The 21,989-nt window shown below is 56.4% G+C and carries 20 protein-coding genes and 2 pseudogenes; 4 read left to right on the forward strand and 18 right to left on the reverse strand.

Features of this window, described 5'->3' with window-relative positions; all coding sequences use genetic code 11:
• Together BS627_RS03740 and BS627_RS03745 are read right to left on the reverse strand one after the other, a co-directional pair.
• Entirely contained in the window at positions 1-1,449 is a 1,449-nt protein-coding gene (locus BS627_RS03740) for a caspase family protein (RefSeq protein ID WP_077981943.1), read from the reverse strand.
• Positions 1,450-1,705: 256 nt separating this feature from the next.
• The gene (locus tag BS627_RS03745) at positions 1,706-2,848 is read right to left on the reverse strand and encodes a site-specific integrase (protein WP_165691119.1); all 1,143 of its coding nucleotides are present in this window, start codon (positions 2,846-2,848) and stop codon (positions 1,706-1,708) included.
• Positions 2,849-3,098: 250 nt separating this feature from the next.
• On the opposite strand from BS627_RS03745, the gene BS627_RS03750 reads away from it, so the two are divergent.
• Positions 3,099-3,386: a helix-hairpin-helix domain-containing protein gene (locus tag BS627_RS03750; protein WP_338065686.1), complete on the forward strand. Its 288-nt coding sequence runs from the start codon at positions 3,099-3,101 to the stop codon at positions 3,384-3,386.
• A 112-nt stretch (positions 3,387-3,498) separates the two neighbouring features.
• On the opposite strand, the gene BS627_RS03755 is transcribed toward BS627_RS03750, so the two are convergent.
• From BS627_RS03755 to BS627_RS03775, 5 genes are all read right to left on the reverse strand, one after another.
• Entirely contained in the window at positions 3,499-4,026 is a 528-nt protein-coding gene (locus BS627_RS03755) for an AP2 domain-containing protein (protein WP_077981944.1), read from the reverse strand.
• A gap of 146 nt (positions 4,027-4,172) precedes the next feature.
• Positions 4,173-4,469 (reverse strand): PAAR domain-containing protein, encoded by a 297-nt coding sequence (locus BS627_RS03760; protein WP_077981945.1) that lies wholly within the window; start codon positions 4,467-4,469, stop codon positions 4,173-4,175.
• Positions 4,470-4,487: 18 nt separating this feature from the next.
• Positions 4,488-5,339, reverse strand: a complete 852-nt coding sequence (locus BS627_RS03765) for a hypothetical protein (RefSeq protein ID WP_077981946.1) — start codon at positions 5,337-5,339, stop codon at positions 4,488-4,490.
• Positions 5,340-5,348: 9 nt separating this feature from the next.
• Positions 5,349-5,843, reverse strand: coding sequence for a DUF2515 family protein (locus tag BS627_RS03770; protein ID WP_077981947.1), 495 nt, complete (start codon positions 5,841-5,843; stop codon positions 5,349-5,351).
• A 126-nt stretch (positions 5,844-5,969) separates the two neighbouring features.
• Positions 5,970-7,103, reverse strand: a complete 1,134-nt coding sequence (locus BS627_RS03775) for a site-specific integrase (RefSeq protein ID WP_077981948.1) — start codon at positions 7,101-7,103, stop codon at positions 5,970-5,972.
• 125 nt (positions 7,104-7,228) lie between these two features.
• On the opposite strand from BS627_RS03775, the gene BS627_RS03780 reads away from it, so the two are divergent.
• Complete coding sequence (locus BS627_RS03780) at positions 7,229-8,182, forward strand: DUF1403 family protein (protein ID WP_077982008.1); 954 nt, start codon at positions 7,229-7,231, stop codon at positions 8,180-8,182.
• Between the two features lie 2 nt (positions 8,183-8,184).
• Positions 8,185-8,895 (forward strand): SMC-Scp complex subunit ScpB, encoded by a 711-nt coding sequence (scpB, locus tag BS627_RS03785; protein WP_420836194.1) that lies wholly within the window; start codon positions 8,185-8,187, stop codon positions 8,893-8,895.
• A 14-nt stretch (positions 8,896-8,909) separates the two neighbouring features.
• Here scpB and BS627_RS03790 read toward each other — a convergent pair whose 3' ends face one another.
• The 7 genes and pseudogenes from BS627_RS03790 to BS627_RS03820 all read right to left on the reverse strand — a co-directional run bounded on the left by BS627_RS03790 (position 8,910) and on the right by BS627_RS03820 (position 17,655).
• Complete coding sequence (locus BS627_RS03790) at positions 8,910-10,481, reverse strand: putative bifunctional diguanylate cyclase/phosphodiesterase (protein ID WP_077982009.1); 1,572 nt, start codon at positions 10,479-10,481, stop codon at positions 8,910-8,912.
• A 137-nt stretch (positions 10,482-10,618) separates the two neighbouring features.
• Positions 10,619-11,089, reverse strand: coding sequence for a chemotaxis protein CheW (locus BS627_RS03795; protein ID WP_077981950.1), 471 nt, complete (start codon positions 11,087-11,089; stop codon positions 10,619-10,621).
• Positions 11,089-12,876 carry a methyl-accepting chemotaxis protein gene (locus BS627_RS03800; protein ID WP_077981952.1) on the reverse strand — a complete coding sequence of 596 codons (1,788 nt, stop codon included), beginning with the start codon at positions 12,874-12,876 and terminating at the stop codon, positions 11,089-11,091. The genes BS627_RS03795 and BS627_RS03800 overlap by 1 nt, the downstream gene beginning before the upstream one ends.
• A gap of 320 nt (positions 12,877-13,196) precedes the next feature.
• Positions 13,197-13,928, reverse strand: a complete 732-nt coding sequence (locus BS627_RS03805) for a helix-turn-helix transcriptional regulator (protein ID WP_245306990.1) — start codon at positions 13,926-13,928, stop codon at positions 13,197-13,199.
• A gap of 139 nt (positions 13,929-14,067) precedes the next feature.
• Positions 14,068-15,066 carry a TniQ family protein gene (locus BS627_RS03810; RefSeq protein ID WP_245306999.1) on the reverse strand — a complete coding sequence of 333 codons (999 nt, stop codon included), beginning with the start codon at positions 15,064-15,066 and terminating at the stop codon, positions 14,068-14,070.
• Positions 15,067-15,119: 53 nt separating this feature from the next.
• A complete protein-coding gene (locus BS627_RS03815) occupies positions 15,120-15,998 on the reverse strand; it encodes a TniB family NTP-binding protein (RefSeq protein ID WP_077981954.1) in 879 nt (292 codons plus the stop codon).
• A 5-nt stretch (positions 15,999-16,003) separates the two neighbouring features.
• Positions 16,004-17,655 (reverse strand): annotated as a pseudogene (locus BS627_RS03820) (Mu transposase C-terminal domain-containing protein).
• Between the two features lie 105 nt (positions 17,656-17,760).
• Between BS627_RS03820 and BS627_RS03825 the strand changes: the two are divergent.
• Positions 17,761-18,825: pseudogene (locus tag BS627_RS03825) on the forward strand (RHE_PE00001 family protein); the annotation flags it as partial.
• Positions 18,826-18,903: 78 nt separating this feature from the next.
• On the opposite strand, the gene BS627_RS03830 reads toward BS627_RS03825, so the two are convergent.
• From BS627_RS03830 to BS627_RS03845, 4 genes are read right to left on the reverse strand one after another with little or no spacing between them, the layout of a single operon-like run.
• The gene (locus tag BS627_RS03830) at positions 18,904-19,425 is read right to left on the reverse strand and encodes a ubiquitination-like system serine protease family protein (RefSeq protein WP_131829401.1); all 522 of its coding nucleotides are present in this window, start codon (positions 19,423-19,425) and stop codon (positions 18,904-18,906) included.
• Complete coding sequence (locus BS627_RS03835) at positions 19,422-20,768, reverse strand: HesA/MoeB/ThiF family protein (RefSeq protein WP_077981957.1); 1,347 nt, start codon at positions 20,766-20,768, stop codon at positions 19,422-19,424. The genes BS627_RS03830 and BS627_RS03835 overlap by 4 nt, the downstream gene beginning before the upstream one ends.
• Positions 20,765-21,148, reverse strand: coding sequence for an E2/UBC family protein (locus BS627_RS03840; protein WP_077981958.1), 384 nt, complete (start codon positions 21,146-21,148; stop codon positions 20,765-20,767). The genes BS627_RS03835 and BS627_RS03840 overlap by 4 nt, the downstream gene beginning before the upstream one ends.
• A complete protein-coding gene (locus BS627_RS03845) occupies positions 21,148-21,891 on the reverse strand; it encodes a multiubiquitin domain-containing protein (protein ID WP_077981959.1) in 744 nt (247 codons plus the stop codon). Before BS627_RS03845 ends, BS627_RS03840 begins: the two co-directional genes overlap by 1 nt.
• Positions 21,892-21,989 lie beyond the last annotated feature (98 nt).

Genomic DNA, 21,989 nt, shown 5'->3' on the forward strand with positions numbered 1-21,989 from the left:
CTAGGCTTTGCGGACTGTACACCCCATGGGAAAACTGAGACGCTGGAATCCGTCCACGAGGGGCGGCGTATAGGTCACTTTCAGGAGATGGGCCGGGACGACCATCTCTGAAGACAGCAACGCCTCAAGATCGGTTGGCCAAAGTGAATAATGATGCTGCTTCCCACTGGATGTCTCCCAAATCTCGCCCTCCTGTCGCAGGACGTTTAATGCGCCGACATAAATAGCTTCAACGAACGTTCGATCGTCTCTTGCTTTCGTCGCTATCGTCACTGCGACCTCATGACCCTTGCCCGGCAAGGCGTAAAAATCTGCTCTGGCAGCAGCGAGAACGTCGGCGATAAACCCGAAACTCGATTTAAGGGGAGGGTGGCGTTGCAGCGCGAACAATTCGCTGAAATACCCCTCCTTGATGTCTTCGCGCAGTTCACCTTTCCCATTGAAGAAGATTTCAAAGAGCATCCCGTCCAGCAACGCTTTACGCTTCTCTGGCGGATACGATGAAGTCCGACTTGCAAAATCACTGATGAATGCGACAGCGCCGTGTGCGTTACCGCATGCCGCCTGGTAGATATTGCGGCCGATCACGAACAGATTGTTCTTGTTGATTTTCGACGTCGTTGTGGCGGTCAACAGGTCGATCGCCGGGTTTTGTGTATAGTAGTTGTGTGAGCGAAGTGCCGTAATGATCTCATGCGATTTCTTCGAGGCATCGATAACGAATAGACCATCGGCGAGCGCGGAGCCATCATACTCGTCAACAAGCTTGGTGACGCTCAGGTTGAAATAAAATTCGTCCGAGAGCGACGTGTGCTCCCAAGACGTCTGCTTGCCCATTGTCGCCGCGGCAATCTCGTTTCTAACGCGCTTGAACATCGTCTCGATCGACGTGTCGGGTATGTCGATATGCTGCAACAGCGCGGCTGTATAAGTGCCATTCCTACCTGTCCCGTCTGATGCGACTTCGCCCGGTGATGTTGCAAAGCCGATGATCGTACCTTTGGGAGCGTAGACTGACGCCAGCCCTCGCGCACCCGGCGCACGGTCCCACCGTCGCTCCCAGGGGTTCTTTCGGCACGCATCAAGGATGATGATCTTGGTCGAGGCCTTGGATTTGGCCATTTTGCTGACGACTAGATCAAGAGACAACGAACTGTGCTGGGCGTCCTCCTCGGTTTCCATGTCGGTATCGTTCGCAAGGAGGTAGTTGACCCCTTCGATTTGCATCCCATGACCAGCAAAGAAAAACAGGCCGACGTCGCTTTCATCCAGCGCGACGCGAAACTTCTTGAGCTCTTTTTTCATTCTGAGCGAGGACGCATCGGTCGCGATGATGGTCTCGAAACCATAGGCGCGCAGCTTCTGTGCCAGATCCATGGCGTCGTTAACGGGGTTAGCCAAGCCATTCCCATCAGGATAATTCGCGTTGCCGATTAAAAGTGCAGTCATTTTTCGCGCCAATTTATCAGCCTCCTTGGGCTTAACATGGTTAATAAAGCATTTTCAGCCACAGCGTGTCCCCAACCGCTGCGGAACTGATCCACCAGGGGAATAGCTGCAAATCGCGGCACTTCATGTGTGTGCTAATCGATTATGATGCAGGCATCGAAACGACGAAACATCGTCTTGAATTCGCTCCCTGCCTTTCCGAGATAACTCCGATACTTGATCGGCCTATGCGCGGTGACGAAAAAATCATCCGGAGTTAAAGGAGACGGGCCGCCCGACCGCTCCTCCTTGTCGCATTATTGTAGTAGCTCGAAGCCTGCTGTACCGATCGATGGCGCGACTGTTCCATTGCTTCGGGGAGGGGGATGCCGCGATTCGCGGCTTCCGTCAGATAGCCCGACCGTAGGCCATGCGCCGAAAACTCCCCAGGCTCCAACCCGGCCATTTTGGCTCGCTGCTTGAGAATGGCATTGATCGACTGCGGGTCGAGCGCCCGCTTCGAAACAGTATTCCACCTGCCAATCGCTCGAAACACGCTGCCCTTTTCAATGCCTGCGACTGCCATCCAGGCATTGAGCGCCTCCACAGGCTGGCCCGTCAGGTAGACGATCTCATCTTGTTCGCCGGTGGCTGTTTTCGTCCGGCCGAGATGGATAGCGAGAGAGGGGAGGGGAGGGCTGTCGGGCACTTCGATGGGAGCCTCGACGGTTAGTTGCTCGACGCGCAATGAGGCAATCTCACTGCGTCGACGACCACCCGAGGCAAAGGCGACCATCAGTATCGCCCTATCACGAACGTCGCGCAGATTGTTATCTGCGCAAGTCGCCAGCAATTTTTGAAGGATATCGCCGGTCACCGCCCTGGCGCTTTTACGACGGCGCGTTCGTGGAACGGCACGAACCGCCAACCGGATCGCCTGTTTGAGGGCAGGGGAGGCGAAAGCGCCGTTAAGACCGCGCCATTTGGTGAGCGTGGACCAACTGGCCAGCCTGCGACGCACCGTATCAGGCGCGTGCGGACCGATGGATTTTAAAAAACCCTGGTGCCTGAGATTCTCGTCAACATCGACGGGCATGCCGTGGTTGGGGTCGCCTGCACGCTTTTCCGGATCCCACAAATGATGGGCGACGAATTTGAGCAATAGTGCCTCGGGTGCTGGCCATGGTAACGACTGTCCGGTCGCGGCCAGGCCCCAGGCTTCAAGATAGGCGAGGTCGGAGGTCAGCGCTCTTAGCGTATTGTCGCCCATTCCCTGGTTGACGAGATGGCGTAGCGTTTCAACGTCCTCATCGGTCAATAGCTCAGCGAGCTCGTCGCGACGCTCAAGTGGCAGGACGGCGGCGATAGTGTCGAGCTCTTCGGCGCGGCGTTCGACGGCGTTTAGCGATGTTTTTGCCACGGGCGCTCCAAAAAACCGGATTCATGCGGCCTTGATGACCGATGTTAACAGCGATTTTCAGTGATTTGCGCCGCGAAATCAACTACCATCGATAAGGGTTACTTATCGATGGTTACACGACCAACTCTCGGCTATACGAAGTATTGCATCCGAAGGCCTCAATAGCTTTCGTTTAAGAACATATTAACCATAATTTCAATGGCTTGCAGTGCCCACGGTTTCGACATCCTTCGGTTCGGCGGTCAAGATCGTGGCAAGCGCCAATGCAGGTGCAGATCTGCATATTGCAAGCGGAATAAATTTTTCGGATCGTGGCGGAATGACAGACGATCAGAAATCACTCTCCGATATCAAGATGAAGCCCACCACAGTCATCATGCTCAACCAGCATGGTTATGAAACGTTGGAGGAAATGGCTCATCTCTCGAGCGCTGAAATCCTGCGAATGCCCGGTATGGGTGGTAGCGATTGGCGCAAGCTCGCGGCAGCATTGGATCGGGGGCCAATTTCTCAACTCTCTCGGCGAAAGAAAGTCTAGTTGGCGTTTGCCACGAGACTTAGGCACTTGCCTTCGTCCGCCATTGCGGATGCGGCCGAAGCTGAGGAGATTATTGGCCTGCGCATGGCCTTTACGGCTCACGTGTCTATTATCAATCTTCCGTATCGCTCAATTTTCGATGCAGCGCCAGCGCGTCTGGACTGGGAAGAGCAGGTTCGTCGCCGTCGTCGACAGCAAGCACCATGCGGATTCGCTCTTCTTCCGCAAGCCGTCTCGCTTCGTCGTAACCGTATTTGCAGATGTTGAACGTCCGAGAGATAGCTTTACGGCGTCTTTTTGTTGCAGAGGCGTTTCCATGATCCTCAACCTGCACCTCAATCCGGGCGATCCATGCGCCGTCTTTATAATGTTTACCGGGCTGGACGTAATAGACGCCAGGCAGATTGCTTCCTCCAGAACGGTTCTTGCGCACCTGCATGCGCATGTCCCTGTTCGTCAAAGGCGGCACGACGCTTAAAACCGCATCTCGATAGGCCTTGGCGACAATTAGTGCCTGTTCATTCCCGCCATAGGTGCCATCACTGAATGTCATCTGAAACGTTTTGCCGCCACGGGAAAAGTTTACCCTCCAGGCATTCTGGCCATGTCGGTCGGCGTCAACCCGGTTGATCGCGTACATTTCGTCTTCGTGGTACTGCGGCGATGCCTCGGAAGACTCGGAGGACTGTATGTTTTTCGTCAAATGGCCACTGCTCATTCTATTGATTATCTATCGGGAAGTTCCAATGCATCATGCCTGCTGGAGGCCGGTGTACCAAACACTGTTCACTCGAAAGTAATCCACGGAACACCTTCAACCAGACGGCCGCCATGTGCACAAGCATCGCTCACGCGGGCAATCTTCTTGCCCTGAATGCTAGCAACTGATGACCCGCCCGTGATTTTATCCGACATGGTCGGCACACCGGTGCAGAGCAGGCTATCTCCAACGGTCGCAACAGGCACGCCATCGACCGTGACGAACGTTTGTTGTGTCGATATCACTGGCCCACCGATATGTGGTTCTGGATCAACCATTGGGCAGGAGTGCATATGGCCTTTGCGAACGACGGGACTGGACATTACTTAGTTCCACCTTGCCTATTTGGGCGGCATTTTCCACTTTGACGACCCCGCGTTAGCGCGCTCTTCTGGTGTCGTGGGCATCATCCCTGCCTTCTCCGGAGTCCAATCAGGGTCTTCAATCCAATAACGAAGTGGCAGCTCTTTTTGCACTTCACCCAGTTCGTAAATACGACGAGGATATATCAGGTCACCGTAGCTGACCTCGTTTTCAGAGTTGCTGACAGTTACCTGAAGGAGATAGGTTTTGCTTTTCTCTGTTGGTGTTTGGTTCGGGTCAAGCGAAAGAATGAAGCTCTCGTTTTTCGGAGCGAGGCCGTAGTCTCTCAAGTCCATTTGCAGAGAGCTGCCAGTTGGCGATTTCATTTCCGCGAACAGGCTTTTTCCGTTCGAGTCAAAATCTTCAGGCTTGGAAGGAATTTTGATTTGGACAGTCGGCTGCCAACCTTTTTCCTCGAGGGTAGCGATCAAAGTTGCGATGTAATCGCCCATCTCACTCAAAGAACGCGGCTGGTCAAATGGTCGAAACGCGAGCCCATCAATACGACCAGCTCTCTGGGTTACTTGAAGAGTGCGTCCGGGAGGCAAATCGAAGCTTTGTGCTCCTTCAAGAACCCGTAAGGCAATCCAGTTATCGTCGAAAAAGATTGGCATCCAATCGGTTAGATAATCTACGTCGATTACATAGCCCTGCGGCTCCCTCGGCCCCATTTTCAGATTGTTACGTTCGATTAAATCTCGGACGGTCATTCCCATTCCGACCTCAATTTTGTGAGGCTCACTTCTGGATGGATCGGTCGGACTAGACATAAGGTAACCTCCGAAAGCAACAATCATGACAACAAACAGCAAGGCTGAAATCTTCTTCATAACTTTTGGTCACCATGTCCAACCCTGCTGGGAAGCTAGTCTGCTCATAAGGTCTTTATAATATCCGACTCTGTGATCACGGTTCGAAATCGAACCTTGGAATGGAATGACGTTAGGATCGCCGCAGGTTGTCGATAGCGGAATGTCGTAAAGATTCTGGCTGGCATTGTATCCCGAGCCAAAAAGGCTGTTCGCTCTACCCTTCGCCCATTTCGAGACGCTATTCCCCATCTCCATCATTGAGAAGGTTTTCCGATATCGATCGTATACCGGTTGAACAACCTCTCTTTGCTCGTATTCGGCCATTCTGTCCGATGCAGTTTTCAGATCCGGTGGTTTTTGGTCTAGAGCTTCGAAGGATTTCTTAAGCCCGTCAGGTATTGGTTTTCCCTCAGCTGCATAGCACTTTTTCATATCCTCATAACCGTGCCGAGCCCTATATGCCGCCTTTGGATATATATCGCCAAATATTTCTTTGTTCGCATCTCCGAGAGCCTGATACATATTGTACCAGGGGTCTAAACCAGTGGGTGTGGCTTTTAGCTTCCGATTTCAATCGAAGCGCTAAGCGAGAAATTCGGCACCGAAATATCCTCTTACGATTTCACTCCGGAGTAGGGGAGGGCTCACCTAAAGCCCTGATGCCTTGGTCAGATTCACGCGGAAGCGATCCCGCCGCCGCTGATATCTGCGGGTCATCTCTGCCGACGCATGACCGAGCTGTTTCTGGACGTAACGCTCGTCGACTTCAGCGGAAGAGGCCAAGCCCGCGCGAAGGGAATGGCCTGAAAACTTGAAGGCGCGTTCAAGTTCGCTGAGATCCCCTCGAACGCCCGCGGCCATCGCGGACCTTTTCACAAGCCGAGCGACTTCCTTGTCGTTCAGCCGCTCTGACCCGACTGCCTTCCCTTGCCCTGTCACACGGCGAAACAGAGGGCCATGAGCCAGCTTGGCGAACTTGATCCAGGTCTCGATTGCGGCGACCGGGCAGGTCGTATCGGTCGAGCCGCGACCGACCTCGACTTCTCGCCATCCGGTTTTGCCGCGCAGCGTAATAAGCATGCCCTTGTCGAGGATCTCGATCCAACCGCGACCGTCCTCAGTCTGGTCGGCCTTCAGGTCGAGGCCGACGATCTCGGAGCGCCGAAGGCCGCCAGCAAAGCCGATGAGCAACATTGCCCGATCCCGCAGGCCGCGCAGGGAGCCGCGATCGAGCGTCTCGACCATGGCTATGATATCCTCAGCCATGACCGCTTCCTTTTGGACCGGTGGCTTGGCGTGGCTGTTGCGTATGCCGGCCATTACGGTTGCGATATGCCTGTCTTTGCGATCGAGCGAGAGACCGCGCTGGGCATAGTTCCAACTGAGGGAGGAGAGGCGTCGCTCAATGGTCGAGACAGAGTTGGCCTTGGTGCTTCGGTCAACCGTGCCGGAAGCACAGGCTGTGATGTATAGCCCGACGGTTTGTGGATGCGGAGGGAGCGGAGCAAGATTGGACCGCCGGCACCAAGCAGCAAAATGCTTCCAGTCGGAGGCATAAGCCTTGCGCGTATTTGCGGAACTGGCCGCTTCAACATAACCCCGGGCGCGATCAGCAAGGCTTGCAAGATGGGCGGGCGTCTGATCCTGAGCAGCGAGGGAGGGGAGGGGACTTTCACCTGACACCTCTGGCGGGGAAACATCGCCGCCGGAGGCTGTGCTGAGAGACGGCGCTGAGGTCTCCTCGACGTCAATTTCGGTGTTTTGCTCGATGATTTGGGCCATTCTTTATATAAAGAGCAAGACGTCCGATAATGCAAGATTATCGGACGTTATTTGGCGACGACAAGCTGTGCGGTTTAAGTCAATATTGGTGGCACAAACCGCGCACTTGTACTATGCTGCGGAGCATGGACTCGATCACCACAGCGCAACTTCCATCAACGACATGGTCGGCTCACCTGCCGGGCTGGACTTTGGCACATGGCCGTGACATCGACGCAATTGATGCCGCATTCGCCGCCGGTATCGCGCTGAAATCCCTCGACGATTTGATACGCGCCGATCCTCCCTGGCTCGGCAGCTGGCGCGATCGCCTGGCCCTTAAATCAGCCGCTGTCGCGGCCCGCATGCTCGGTCGGAATGAAGACGAGGATGCGCTGCGCGATGCCGTTTTGCTGACACCTGCGAATGGGGATCCGGGACCGGCCGGAAAGCTCTTTCTAGCCACACGAATGCTGGCACGTCGAACAGCCATGCCGGGTACTGCGTTCGTCGGGGAATTAGCCGAGCTTCTGTCTATCCGATGGGACACGGATCTGTCCTCGATCGCGGATCTCGCCGATGCAGCAATCCAGTCAGCACGCGCAGCCCCCCTTTCTATTGCCGATCTGGTATCCGCGATCATGGCGCTTCGTCCGGACGCGGAGGTCCTGGCTCTGGCTTTGGCAGACACCGTTCTGGCCCGGAAGCTGAAATGGGCGAGACCCGTGCCCCTGTTGCTACCTGTACGGTTCGGGTCTGCATTCCGCACCATCGGCGGAAGAGGCCGAGTGCGGCCGGGTGAGCCAGCTTATCCGAAGGCAATCTGCTTGGCGGTGGTCAGCAGCGTCGAGGCGGCGCTCCAATCTGCCGCCGACATTGATCGCCGTGCCGCTCGGTTGATGGCAGCAGTGCCGAAGGTGAGGACCAAGGGGGGCAAGGCGGTTATCCAAAAGCTACTCAATGAAGACGCGATTCCGGCCTCGGCGCCGGGCTGCAATCTGTCACGCTGGGCAGCCACTCGACTGTTTGAGCGACTGGAGAGTTTCGAGGCTGTACGAGAAGTTTCCGGCCGCTCATCATTCCGCATGTACGGGTTATGACGATGGCAAGATCCTCGGAAACTCAAACCAAAAGACGGCTATCGCGTGATCGAAGGCAGGACGTTCTTTTTGATCGCGAGCTTGAGGATTTGCCGTCGGAGTTGCGGTGGCGAGAATGGATGCTGCGGGTCGAGGCGGTAATCTTTGCTTCGGCTGAACCAGTCAGCCGGGAGATGCTGGCAGCCGTGGTTGGCAGGGACTGCAGCGTTGATTTGCTGATCGACGACCTTTCCAATGAGCTTAGAGACCGACCATACGAATTGGTTTCGGTCGCGGGTGGATGGCAGCATCGCACCCGACCACGGTTTGCTGAGACAATTCGCATTTCGACCGCACCGGCGAGAGCGATTGCAGCACCGCTCTCCGAGACCGAGACAATGGTGTTGACTGCGGTGGGATATTTTCAGCCGATCACCCGGGCTGAATTGTCGGAGATTTTTGGCAAGGAGGTCAGTCGTGACACGATCGCCGGCCTGCGAGATGCGGGCTTTATCGTTTCAGGCCCTAGAAGTCCGACACCCGGTGCGCCCTATACCTATGTGACAACGAGCCGATTTTTGTCGGTGTTTGGATTTCAGACTCTGCGTGACCTTCCCAACATCGAGGCACTTGAGGATGCTGGACTTCTGAGCAGCCGGATTGCGTCGAATGCTGCCAACAGAGATCTCGCCGACCTCACTTCCGGCGGACAGGACGACGCAGACACCGATTGACGCCATTCCTCCGTTTATCGACGTTTATGATGGCCTAGAACGCGCTCGCCAGACTCTGCATGATCTGGTTCGGCAACCCTCAACGTATTTTCGATCGGGCACGGCCTGCCGAGGAGATAGCCTTGGCCTATGTCGCATCCGAGATCTTGTAGGCGACGGAGTTGGGTTTCGTCTTCGATGCCCTCGGCGGTGATCTTCACCCCAAGCCCGATCCCGAGTGCGATGATCGCGCGGACGACCTTCTCCTGCCGGTCGCTGTCTTCGAATGTCGCCACGAAGCTTCTGTCGATCTTGATCTTATTGAACTTGTAGCTTGATAGCTGCGAGAGGCTGGAATAGCCGGTTCCGAAATCATCCAGTGCGATATTGATGCCGGATTTTACAAGATCGTCGAGAACACCGCGGGCCGTTTCGGCGTCGTTAATGAGCGCGCTTTCGGTGACTTCGATTTCCAGTCGATGGACAGGTAATCCGACCTCGCCGAGAATCTTAAGGAGGCGAAGTCCAAGCAGGCGATCACTCAGTTGGACCGGAGAAATATTGAACGACAGAACAGTGTGAGCGGCCCACGACAGAGCATCCTGGCAGGCGATACGGAACAATTGCTCAGTGAGTTCGACAATCAATCCGGCGTCCTCGGCCAGCGGAATGAATTCGCACGGCGGCACGAATTTTCCCGGTGAAGTCTCCCAACGCGCAAGAGCTTCGTATCCGACGATTTGTTGAGTCTTCAGGTCCACGAGAGGCTGATAATAGGGGCGGATTTTCTTCAGTTTCAAAGCCTGTTTTAAATCCGCTTCCATCTGGATCCGCTGGATCAACTCCTCCTGCATTGCCGGCAAGAACGCCTTTACGACGTTGCGGCCCGTCTTCTTTGCCGCGTACATTGCGCAATCGGAATATTGAATCGCTTCTGTCAGTGTCCTGCTATCTTCAGGGATGCGGGCAAAACCGACGCTCGATCCTATATCGACGGTGGCGCCATTTATTGTGATTGGTTTGCTGATTGCAGCGACCATGCGTTTTCCGACGGCCGTCAGATCCTGGTTGCCCTTTCGCTCAATAACCACGACAAATTCGTCACCTCCCAATCGATAGACATTGTCGTCGGGGAAAATGGAGGTCAGTCGTTCGGCCACGACTTTCAGGACGCGATCTCCCTGATCGTGCCCGAGAAGATCATTGACCTTCTTGAAGCCGTCAAGATCAATGCTAAAGATCGCAGTCCCGTCTTTGCACGGTATGATCTGCGGATTCAGGAGGGTGGAGGCCAAGTATCGCCTGTTGGGTAACTCTGTCAGGGGATCATGGCAGGCAATCCAGTCGACATTTTTCTCAGCCGTCAGGCGTCGCTGGATCTCTCGGGACATGTCCTTGATGCGAAGCACCGAATAGATCAGACCGAGAGCCCCAGCTATGTTCAACGCGGTGAATATCTCGTCGAGATCATAGTGCTCATGTGTGCGAAAATATGTATCAAGCGCTTCATGCGCGTTAAAAAAAAGCGCCACTGCGTAGATTATCGCAAACGCGAAGAGCCAGACCATTGCCTCCCATTTGGCACGGTTTGAATGCATTGACGGCATGAGGATCCCCCTGGAGTCCATAAATGGCGTCATGCCGGTACTATGGGAATGCATCTTCCCCGTTGAATTACTACATTAGTGGATATGCGTTGAAGCGGCGTTAAGACATCTCGCCTCCAACGTGCGCTGAAACCGCGCTAAGCTGCCAGCGCGTCCGCAGGCGCGAACATAGCATTCAGATTGAGAAAACAGATCATGCCCGATACGTGGGTAATGATACCTTCGCAACAGGACCGGTCGAAGGAGCCGGCAATATCCGGCGTCGGCTGTAACTGATCGGCGGTGACAGACAGCATATCTGTCACCTGATCGACCACCAGTCCCATCGGCTTACCGCTCACCTCGACCACGACGATGGCGCTTCTCTCCGTTGTCTCACCCGAACGCATGCCAAGCTTACGCGACAGATCGATCGTCGGAATGACGGTCCCGCGCAGATTGATGATCCCAACTATCTCCGGCGAGGAATGTGGCAGAGGTGTCGAGGCCGCCCATCCGCGAATTTCGCGAACGGAGGTGGTTTCGATGCAGAATGTCTGCTCCCCGAGCTGGAAAGCGATAATGTCGAGCGTCGTTTGACCGTTGATATTGCGCGAAAGGTTGGACATCAAAACTCCTCCCAGCTGTCGTTCTTGATGGCAGCGTTCCCGTGAAACGCATTTGATACTTTCGCCAACATCTGTCGGGCTGGCGAAGCAACAGGGCGAGAGGCAGTCAATACCGGTGTTGGCATTGAGCGTCGTGAATTCGTGCCTGCGCCGATATTGAATTGCGACAGCAACTGGAAGAGCGCGTCTGCTTCCTTTGCAAGGCTGTGGGCGGCGGCGGATGTTTCTTCGACCATGGCAGCATTTTGCTGGGTGCCCTGATCAATCGTGTTGACGGCGGTGTTAATCTCCTTCAGCCCCGTAGCCTGCTCCCTTGACGCTTCGACAATTGCGACGACATTCGTATCGACTTGAGCGACCTGCCCGACGATCTCCTCCAATACCTTTCCGGTCTCGCCGACAAGCGCGACACCGCTCCTGACATGCCCATTGGAGGTGCCGATAAGCCCCTTGATCTCTTTGGCGGCCTTGGCTGAGCGCTGCGCAAGCTCGCGAACTTCCTGGGCGACGACGGCAAAACCCTTGCCCGCGTCGCCTGCGCGTGCGGCTTCAACGCCGGCATTCAGGGCTAGAAGATTGGTCTGGAAGGCGATTTCGTCGATTACACCGATGATATTGGCGATCTCGGACGCAGACGACTCTATCTTGCCCATCGCATCGACAGCCTGGCGAACAACAAGGCCAGAGCGCTCGGCATTCTCCTTCGTCTTGCGGACAAGCCCTCCCGCTTCCTGCGCACGATGGCTTGAATCGGAAACAGTCGTCGTTATTTCCTCGAGTGCCGCCGCGGTTTCCTCGACGGATGCAGCTTGCTGTTCCGTCCGGCGCGACAAGTCATCAGAGGCAGATCGGATTTCCTGGGACGCGGCCGCTATGGCGCCTGCGTTTTGCGATACCGCTTCCATGGCTGAGCGCAGTTTTGCGGCCGCAATGTTGAAATCCGTGCGGAGTTTCTCAAGCGTCGGCAAAAACGGCGTCGATAATTGTGGCGTCAGGTCGCCTTCCGCGACGCTCTGCAGCGCCGCTGCAAGCTGGTCTACATTTTCCACGCGAGCCGTGACATCGGTCGCGAATTTAACCACCTTGAAGACCTTCCCATTCATGTCGAAGATCGGATTATAGGAAGCCTGGATATGCACCTTTTTGCCACCCTTGCCGATCCGCAAGAACTCGTCAGCGACAAACTCTCCCCGCGCTAAACGGGCCCAGAAGTGACGGTATTCATCGCTAGCGGCATACGCCTTGTCGCAGAACATTGAATGATGCTTGCTCCGGATCTCGGCCAACTCGTAGCCGAGGACAGTCAGAAAATTCTGATTGGCTGTGAGAATTTCGCCTGTGGGCGTGAATTCGATGACGGCCTGAGACCGCGACAGGGCATCGAGCTTGCCTGCATCCTCGGCAGACTTCAGTTTCTGCTCGGTGATGTCTGTCGCGAACTTTACGACCTTATAGGGTTTCCCGCCCCGTGACACAGGATTATAGGACGCTTCGATCCAGACTTCCCTGCCGCCCTTTCCGATCCGTTTGTACTGGCGGCGATCGAATCTGCCGGCGGCAAGTTCGTTCCAGAATTGCTGGTACTCGGCGCTGGCGGCCTCGGTCGGGTCAACGAACATACGGTGATGCTGACCGGTGATTTCGTGCAGCTCGTAACCGAGCGCGGCGCAGAAGTTTTCGTTTGCCGTCAGGATTTTTCCGGTGAGGTCGAACTCGATCACTGCTTGAGACTTGCTCATTGCAGCCAACACGGCCTTGGCATCGGAAGAGAAACTCAAAGACATCATTCTCAAGACACTCCTTGTCTGCCGCAAGCGTGTATGCCTCATCCATTTTGATTTCGGGCAATTGGGCCAGGGCAAGTCGAACACGGTACTATCAGGGCAAGGTGAACTTTATAGGGATGCGTTCGTCCTGACGCCCCCAGTTTTAGGGGCGAATTCTTACCAAATCCTGAACCTCAGCATCCGCAATTGAGCTTTCGCCCATTAATTATGCGGTTTGCTCAATATTTGGCTCGTAGCTTATGAGGAAAGCGCTGTCGTGAAGGCACACAACCATGCTCACGCGGTTGCGAATTTGCTTTGCGGTTGAAGGCGCAGCAATACTAATGAATCAAGCCGCGGCGGATCGCCTCTGCGATGGCGTGAACACGGTTGTCTGCACCAAGTTTTCGGATAGCCGTCTTGATATAGCTATTGACTGTATCGGGCGTATAGCCGCTTGCTTTCGCGATATCATCGGTGGTTTTGCCGAGACTCGCATATCGCAGACAGGCAATTTCACCATCGATCAGCTTCAGTGTTTGCGCAGAAAACCTTTCCATAATCGGACGCGTAATGACACGGTGCGTCACCTCAGCCTGTTCCTTAAGGAAGCTGATTTCATCCTGATCGAATGGCGTCGTTCTCGAAAAAGTTGTAGCTCCGAATAGAACATCGCCCCGTCGTATCGGAAACAGTGTCCGGTTCAAAACCGCAAAGGTGCGGGTGAGGTATATCAGTCGCGGCGGCGGAGCCGACTGCTCATAGACCTTTTCTTCAATGATGACGTCTGTCGCCGCCAGGGACGCGCGAACGAAAGGATCGGTTTTGAGAAGGTTGTCGCCGTAATATGCATCCAGGAAGGCTGGCGGCAGGTCGGTGTCGATCGAGTGTCCGCTACCGAAACGGTATCCGTTCAAATCCAGTCCCGACACAGCAAAAAAGTCGAATGGCACCGCCTTGCGGAGCCTTTGAATAAATGGATGCTGGCTAACATAGCGCCGAGTTGGCACCGATCTCAGATCGACGGCGTCGTTCACAAACTCTTCATGGGCACGCGCGCGCGAAACTGGCAAATGAGATCTCCTAGACGTAGAGACTCCAGTTTCTGGAGTGGAGGCGTTAATTTTCAGTAAACGCACGACGGCCGGAGCATATGCTGGCATCTGTTCTGCTATACCAGGGCCTAGAGTACACGGACGGATATTGAAGTTTTCAACATTGGCAACGGACGATCGCGGTTGCGTCCCTTCTGCGGGACGTCGGCCTCGTCGAAGCTAGGTTCATCTGCTGAGCTGTTGTGAGGAAGTGCGTAAGATCGACAATTGGCCGGCGATCGCCTGCAGTCGGACGCCCCTGTTTAGGCGTAAGCGCATCTGAAAGCATTCGGGTTAGAAGAGCGAGGCCGCTATCGTTTGTGACCTGAGATGTGGGCATCCTACCAACTCCAGGAACATGCCACCGGCCTATGTCGCCTTCGTTCGAGCGGCATACAAGTTTCTCGAAGCATCGGACTCGAAATGACGCGGACAAGCCGGTCAATAGCCTCCGCCGATGGACACCGGTATTTTGAGGGATTTCCAAAAACCGCCGAACAAGCAGACCGTCGATCGGCAATCCGGCAATCAAATCGGAGCCAAAGATTTGATGGATGCATTGGTCAAGCTTCCTCACTGCCGGGCACAGGTAGATGGTTGATGCGTAACGGAGGTCGTAACCACAGCGGGAACAATAATGGTGCGGCCTAAGCTCGCTCTGTTCAAAGGCCGCCACGGGCTGGTTGCAGGCGGTGCATCGATCTCGCAGCCTGCTTTTGTGTTTTTCGCAAGTAAGTCGGGTTGCCAGCCGCCACTCTCTTCTAAAGTATGGATGCTCGTCCGTAGCAAGGCAGCGCGGGCAAAATTGTAGCCAAGTTGATCCGGATCGTTGGTGAATTTTGTGGAGGGGTAAGAATAGCTGCCTCGGTATACCGTCCGGCAGCGTCATAGCGGCGAGCTGGTCAGATGCGATGTCTGCATATTCATGCAACTGGTCTGCCAAGGTAATCGAGAGATTCAAATCAAGCCTGGCCGACCACATTCCGGGCGTGAGGCCAAGTACCCGGGCGAAAGCGCGCCCTGGCACGCCGTTGGCGTAGGCAAGCCTGTGTAGCCAACTCGACAACAGCTCGTCGCGCTGTGGCGTAACCGTGATGGGCCAGCCTGCCGAAATCACATGGCGATAGCGCTCGCGGATTTCGATGAGCGGAGCATTGGTTTCTCTCTCATTCAAATCAGTTGCTTTCGCAACGCCGCGTTGCGTCTATGCGAAATTGGGATGTAGCCAAGTTCATCGATACCGGCTTTGGTGATGCGTTCTGCCCCCGAGCGGAGCGCTGCCACGGCAGCTTTGGTAACAACGGCAACAATCTCTCCGATCAAGCCTTCCGATAGATTGAAAATTCGTCGAGCCAATTTTTCATCCGACAGATCGGAGGCTTTCGCGAGCGGCAGTGCCGCTTCGAGGCTGTCCAAGAGCATCAGATAGCTCTCGTCGTATTGCCATCTTGGAATTGCAATCAGGTCGAAGCGCGTTGCCATCTCGCTTGTGGCGTTGACGAAATCGTAGATGGCGACCTCGCCGATGAGAACGGGAGAGATATCGTATTGCCGGCCAATCCGCCGGAGAAAGGCAAACACTCCTTCGACGTCGCGGGATCGTCCCCGAAGAGCATTGTGGAACTCGTCAAATATCAACACCCTGGGTTTGATGCTCGCCAGCAAGTGATCCAACTGCTCCGCCTTCCGGCTTACATTCCAGATGTCGCCACCAGGCGCATGAAAGGCCTGAAGGATACTGGCGTAGAAATGGCCGAGTCCGGCTCCCTCGCGCGTTTGAACGATCCACACCCTTTGGCTCAACGAGGCGCGCAGGTGTTCGACCGCGAAACGTTCCGCGATCATAGTCTTCCCATTCGCATACGGGCCGACGAGCATTAGCCCCTGGGTTCGCAGCGAGACGGGTCGGGCTAGCAAGTCGGCCAGTCGTTGATGGCTGTATCTCGCGATTTCATGGCCTATCCACCTCGGGGCCCGCATATAGGCTACGCGCTCGTCATCTCTCAGATCGAGGATGGGACGTACATGGTCAAATAAATGATCAGACATGCCGCTCACCAGTCTTCCACCGGCAACCGGTTCTTCTGCCGCACTGGGTGATTTCTGTGGGCCGGAGTCTCTTCGGAGCCGTTTGTCGAATAGGGCTTTTGGGCTGAAGCCGCATGTGCCCTGCGAACGGCGTCGCGCTTCTCCCGTTTTGAGAGTTTGGCGGCGTCGGCGATGGCAGAGATTTCACGGCGCAGGGCCACCTTATCTATGCTTGAGCGGAGATTGGCAGCTCGCAACTGCGCGCGATCAGCGTCATGTTCCCAGAGCGTCATCGGCTCAAAGCTGCCATCGCGTCGCTCGACGGCTCGAAACGATCGGGTTTCCGGATCACGAACATAGATATGGCTGATATCACGGGGATCGTATCGAACCTCAAGCTTCCCGAGTCGGTCGCGATCTGGAACGAGGGGGGCGAGCCAAGGCGCATAGTAATGCAAGGCAAACATGCTGATGCCCTGCTGAGACAATTGCCGCTCCGCGCATGGTAGGAACGACAAAAGTACTCGATCTGGGTCGTCTGATCGCTCGGGCAATCCCGGGCTACGGTTTCGCCACTCCGCGATCGGCACTTTCAGCGTTTTGGAATTTTCTTGTTGGTTATGATCGAGGATCGCCAGCGCTATACAGCGCTCCAATTCGGGGAAGCTTAGGCATGCACGCCGTTCCGACGGATATCCGTCGCGATCTGCCACGGAGCGCCCTGACGAACCGGGATAGGTGGACAGCACACCCCGTTGAGTTTGCCCAACAATCGCTCGACGACACCGCCTTGATGGACTCTGCCGCGGTCCCTATGGCGAATGCGAATGCCGTAATCGTCGCAGCCCAGCTGAAACGCATTGCCCTTAAACTCCTTGGCCGAGTCGGTGAGTAGAAGCTTTGGGCGGCCGAACATTGGCCAAGCGTGGTCGATAGAACGAGAAGCGAGCCATCCATCTTTCCGGCAGATCGCCTGCGCTAGGCATAATGCAACAGACAAGACAGATGGCTTCTCCAAGGTAAGGCAGAAGCCGAGAATTGCGCGGGTAGAGACATCGGTGACTACCGTCAGATACGGACGACCGATGAAAAGCCCGCCATTGTTGATGACCTCCACGAAATTGATGTCTGTCGGGGTATGGTCGATCTGGCAGACATCAAGCGGGTTCGGCGCGTGAATATAGCCTGGCCGCGGCTTGAGCCGCATCAGATGCTTTGGATTGGCCGATCGCTTTTTGGCGATCTCTTCGGTCGAAAACAACGAGGGGATGCGGCGGGAAATCGTTACGTAGGAGGGAGCTGTGAGCCCCGCCTCCTCACATCGGGCGCGGATCTCGGCAACGACCGGCGCAAGAGGCGGCGCTTCGAGTATCATCCACTGGTCGCGCAACGTCGTGCGGATAATCTCTTCCGCCGTTTCCGATAGCCGCTTGCGTCGCTCGGAAGGCAGCCGAGGCAGCAATGCTGTTATTCTTCGCTCAGCCTGATATCGGGCCAAGAGATTATAGATTTGTCGGGTCGTCAGGTGAAGCTCAGCCGCCGCCCTGACAATCGCGTCTTTCTTGGCTCGTCCCGCATCCAAGATCCGGTCAAGCTCTCGGGCGGTCCGGCATGCCTTCAACCAGTCTGCCTGGGAAGGGCCAGAGCCGATTCCACGATTTTGAAATGGCTTTGGCATCACAGCCCCATCGAAATCGTTAGCAACAATCGGGGCTAGTTTTGCGCGCTAACTCTAACAGGCGTATGACGTTCTGCCGTTTGAAATCGCAAAGTAAAAGCGACAGCCGGTATCGCGCTCACCCGTCTCGACGAGCGGATTGCCCGCTCGCCGGTTGGCGCTGGCTGGATTGAGCGCACCCACTTCGCCGATGCCTGCGCTTCCTTGTGGATCGACGGCGAGCTCGTCCATCTGGAAGACCTCGTTCTCCATGACGCCACCCGCGATATTCGCACGCCGACCCACGAGCTGACCATCGCCCGCGACGTCCTGCGCACCCGCCGGCGGATCGCCGGCCAATCCCTGGATTGGGCGCTCTCAGCCGATGGCATCCGCTCGCTGCGGAAAACCTCGGAGATCGGGTCGTGCGGCGGGGACGAGGTGACGCCGGCCGGAGTTATTCGGCCGGCGGTCGCGATCGACGCGGAAGGGGAGGGGGATGATGGTGACGACGTGAAAGATCTGCCAGGCGTCGACTATGCCGCGATCGATGCGATCCTCGCGCGCTCTGACGCCGCGATCGAACGGGCCAAAAAGCCCGCCCGGGCTCCGGCCGATCCGCTGGTCTATGATCTCGACTGGGACGAGGACGCGCGGCTCGATGAATGGCGCGGCGTCCTGTGGCAGGTGCAAGACCTGCCAGCGGTGCTGCGGGCCATCGTTGCTCTCGATGCCTGGAACGAACTTTCTGTGCTTCAGCACGCGTCCTGGCTAGGCCGGCTATTTGCCGCCTCCATCCTGCGGCAAGCTGGCATCACGTCAGGTGCCCACCTCGCTGCCATCAACCTCGGCCTGAAAACCATCCCCGTCGATCGCCGCCGTCATCGCCACCGCGAAACCCGGCTGCTGGCGATTGCCCACGGCCTCATCGCCACCGCCGAAATCGGCCTCAAGGAGCATGACCGGCTGGCGCTCGCTCGGCAAATGATGGAACGCAAATTGGCGGGAAGACGAACGTCTTCAAAGCTGCCGGAGCTGGTCGAACTCGTCATGGCGAAGCCATTGGTGTCGGCCGAGATGGTGGCGAAGACGCTGGACGTCACGCCGCAGGCGGCGCGGCGGATCGTTTTGGAACTCGGCTTGCGGGAGATGACGGGCAGGGGGAGGTTTCGGGCGTGGGGGATATTATAAACCGAAACAGATCGCGAAACGGATGGCGCTTACTTTCTTCCAACCGCCTTCCCAAGTTAGAGTTAGTAGGAAACCTCATTATGCTCGCACGAAGACCCATCCCCCTTTGGTCTTCCATGAGCGCGCAAGACCCTGACCTACAAGCCTACCTGCTGCGCGATTGACGTCCCATACGAGTTCATCAATGGCCTCCGCAAGTTCTACGGCGCTACGCGGTTGGATTTCATGCAACGCGCTCATAACAGCATCCTCGATTTCGGGATTGTAGACCGGTTCACTGTTTCCTTTTTCAAACCGATCACACCACAGAATGTGCCCGCGCCAAACGATAAAGTGGCTTTCGCATCCTCCTTCACGCCAAATTGACGGAAAAAGCGTAAGTCCTTCGCCGCGCATGTCAAAGCGCCATGCCTTGTCGGCGCGACTGTCGAGATTGATTACCAGAGTCTCGCCGCACCCGTCAGGGCACGCCATCACGATCGATCTGGGCCGCACGCGAAATACCATGGATGTGTCACCTGGAGCGAGAAGTGCTGCTTCAGCCTGATCTCTGTACTCTGCATTGCCGACCATCCTAACCATTCGTGCTGGGTCTGTCATTTGTCGCTCCCATCTTGGCGTTTTGGCCGGACCGGCAAATGCCAGGTTGGGCCCTTGGCAAGCGCGCCCATAGGTGAGCAAACCACACAGTTCGGCTGCACGGCGACTGCCATCTCCTTTACTCGGCCTCGAATTCCATCATAAACCTGATATCGAGGCTTGATCGGAACCGGTGTGACAGCTCCAAGCAACATGGTGATTGCAAGTGAGCTTACGGTCGAGTTGATGGACAGCACCGCGGGTTGGGGTTCGTGGATGCCTTGGACATATGGGTCCGCCGCGCGTTGTTCTGGTGACAGCATTTCGCGCCGGATTGCCTCGCTGTCGAGCGCGCCTGAGCAAGTCAGGCAGGGAAGGCCAGGGGCGAGCATCTGCACGCGTCCAGTGATGTGGCTGACGGCTCCGTTCGACGCAGTGATGCTCACCCCCATATCGATAACCGGCACCAGATACTGATAGGCGGCTTGATTGACGACCGCCCGGCTTGCGTGAGAGTCGGTGCACAAAAGGACGAAATCGAAGGTACTGATGAGCTTCGCTACCTCCTCATCGACTATGTCAGCCTGAAGCGGGGTCACCGTGGCATCAGGGTTAATCGCGCGGATCATCCTGGCCGCGACCTCAACCTTCGGCTGGCCAACGTCCGAGGGAACGGAGCCGACGAGACGGTTCAGGTTGGTCTCCTCGACCAGGTCGGGATCGATCACCGTGACCTGAGTCGCCCCGAGATGGGCGAGATGCTGGCACTCGAGCGATCCGGTCCCACCCGCTCCGACCACTCCGAAGTGGAGGCGGCGCAGCAGCCGTTGCCCTGGGGCTCCGAATGCCCTGACCTGCCGATCGTCGCGTTCCTGATCGGAGACGTCCTGCATGGGCGAATGGAGCAAGAGCCTATCTCCCACTTCCCATACGTCGATCTCATCTTCCTTTCCGAGGGGGCGGGCGCGGCATCCATGTGGCCCGATCACCAACGAGACATGTGGCATTGGTGCCGCTCGCCGGACATAATACGAATTCAGTTCGGTCTCACCCGCATCGTCGATGGGCGAGAAATGCGGATGGTCAGAGCTGGCGGGATGCGTATGGATCGAGACAACGGCCATGCCGGTGACCCGGCTGCGATTTGCAACGTCGATGAGGAAAGACGATTTCAGGACAGCAGATACGCAGGTGCGGTGCTCATATGCGTCTTCCGGCACGATGCTGGCGTCGGCGACAACCCACGTGTCGCTACGTGCATCATGATGGGCATATGCGATTGCGCAGCTTTCCAGACCATTGGCGTTGAGCAACGTCGACGCCAGGTTGGAATAGAGAGGCGAAGGAAAGCGAACACGGCTCATTGGACCTGCCTCATACGATCAATAATTACGTTCATCCAAGTCGACAGCGTGTCGCGATTAGGGTTCCACGGTCCTGTGAGATGCCACGAGAACCACAGTGCTGGCTCGACGGTCTCCGGGACGGGAGTTGGCGCGGAGTTCTGCGGCGGGCCTCCATGCGCGAGAAGAAGATCAGAATCCGCCCAGAAGCAGTCGAGCTGCGCAAAGGGATATCCGGGCGGGACGATGAAGCGGATGGTGGTCGACGACTTCGACCACCCCTCCGGCAGGCGGACGCCAGGCACCGTGACGAGCGTGGTGCCGCTCGGCAGCTGCCGGGTCTGAACGTCGCCGAAGCGCTCCCGCAGCTGGTCCAGCTGCATGTCGAGAACGCCGGGCATCAGCCGAAGTTCGCCTTAGGGACTGACGAGAAGCGGCGGACACCATGCTTCGGGACGAGGCTAACTACCTCGTCATCGGCAATGATGCGGTCCGGATCGTCGCCCTCACCCTCCAGAGAAAGGTCATGCTGCGGATCCCAGTCGGGCACCATCGACTTGATCTGCGCGCCGGTAAGCTTCTTCTTATCGGTCTCATAGAGCTTGCCGTTGACGAAGAAAGTGTAGGTGACCTTGTTGGGCGCCGTGATGAATTTCTCAACTCCGTCTGCGGCGAGATCCACGTCGGTGCCCTGTTCGATCAGCTTGTCCTTGCCGCCACGCACTTCCAGGAATACCGCTTCATCGTCGTTGATGCCGGCGAGCGCACGGAGCACCGCTTCAGGGATGAGAGAACGGCCCCAGACGATGCGCGCCTCGTTGAGCTTGACGCGGTAGAGCGGATCGGTGCTGAAAGCGATGAAGCGGAAGGCGGCCCGATCGCGCAGATCGACCTCCTCATCCGCCCGGACGTCTTCGAAGTCGCCTTCGGTGGTGATCACAAACAGTGAGTGACCATCGATGTCGTTGATGCCGGCCTTCTTGAGGATCTGGCGACCGAGGGGAACCGGATCATCGAGGATAAGCGGGTGGAAATCGACGCTGTCGACGGCGAGCGAAACGCGGTAGCGACCGGGGCGCAGGGGGCGATCTTCCTGCACGGCGAGTGCGACATCGTCGATGTCGGGGGGTTCGATAAGAGACATAGTTCGTTGTTTCCTGTGGACCTTGGCCTGATTGCGTCGGTCTCACAGGGTCAATCGAAGGGCCCTACGAAAAGAGGAACCCCTGTCGTAAACTTTTT

It is taken from the genome of Agrobacterium salinitolerans (genome assembly GCF_002008225.1).
GTDB lineage: Bacteria > Pseudomonadota > Alphaproteobacteria > Rhizobiales > Rhizobiaceae > Agrobacterium > Agrobacterium salinitolerans.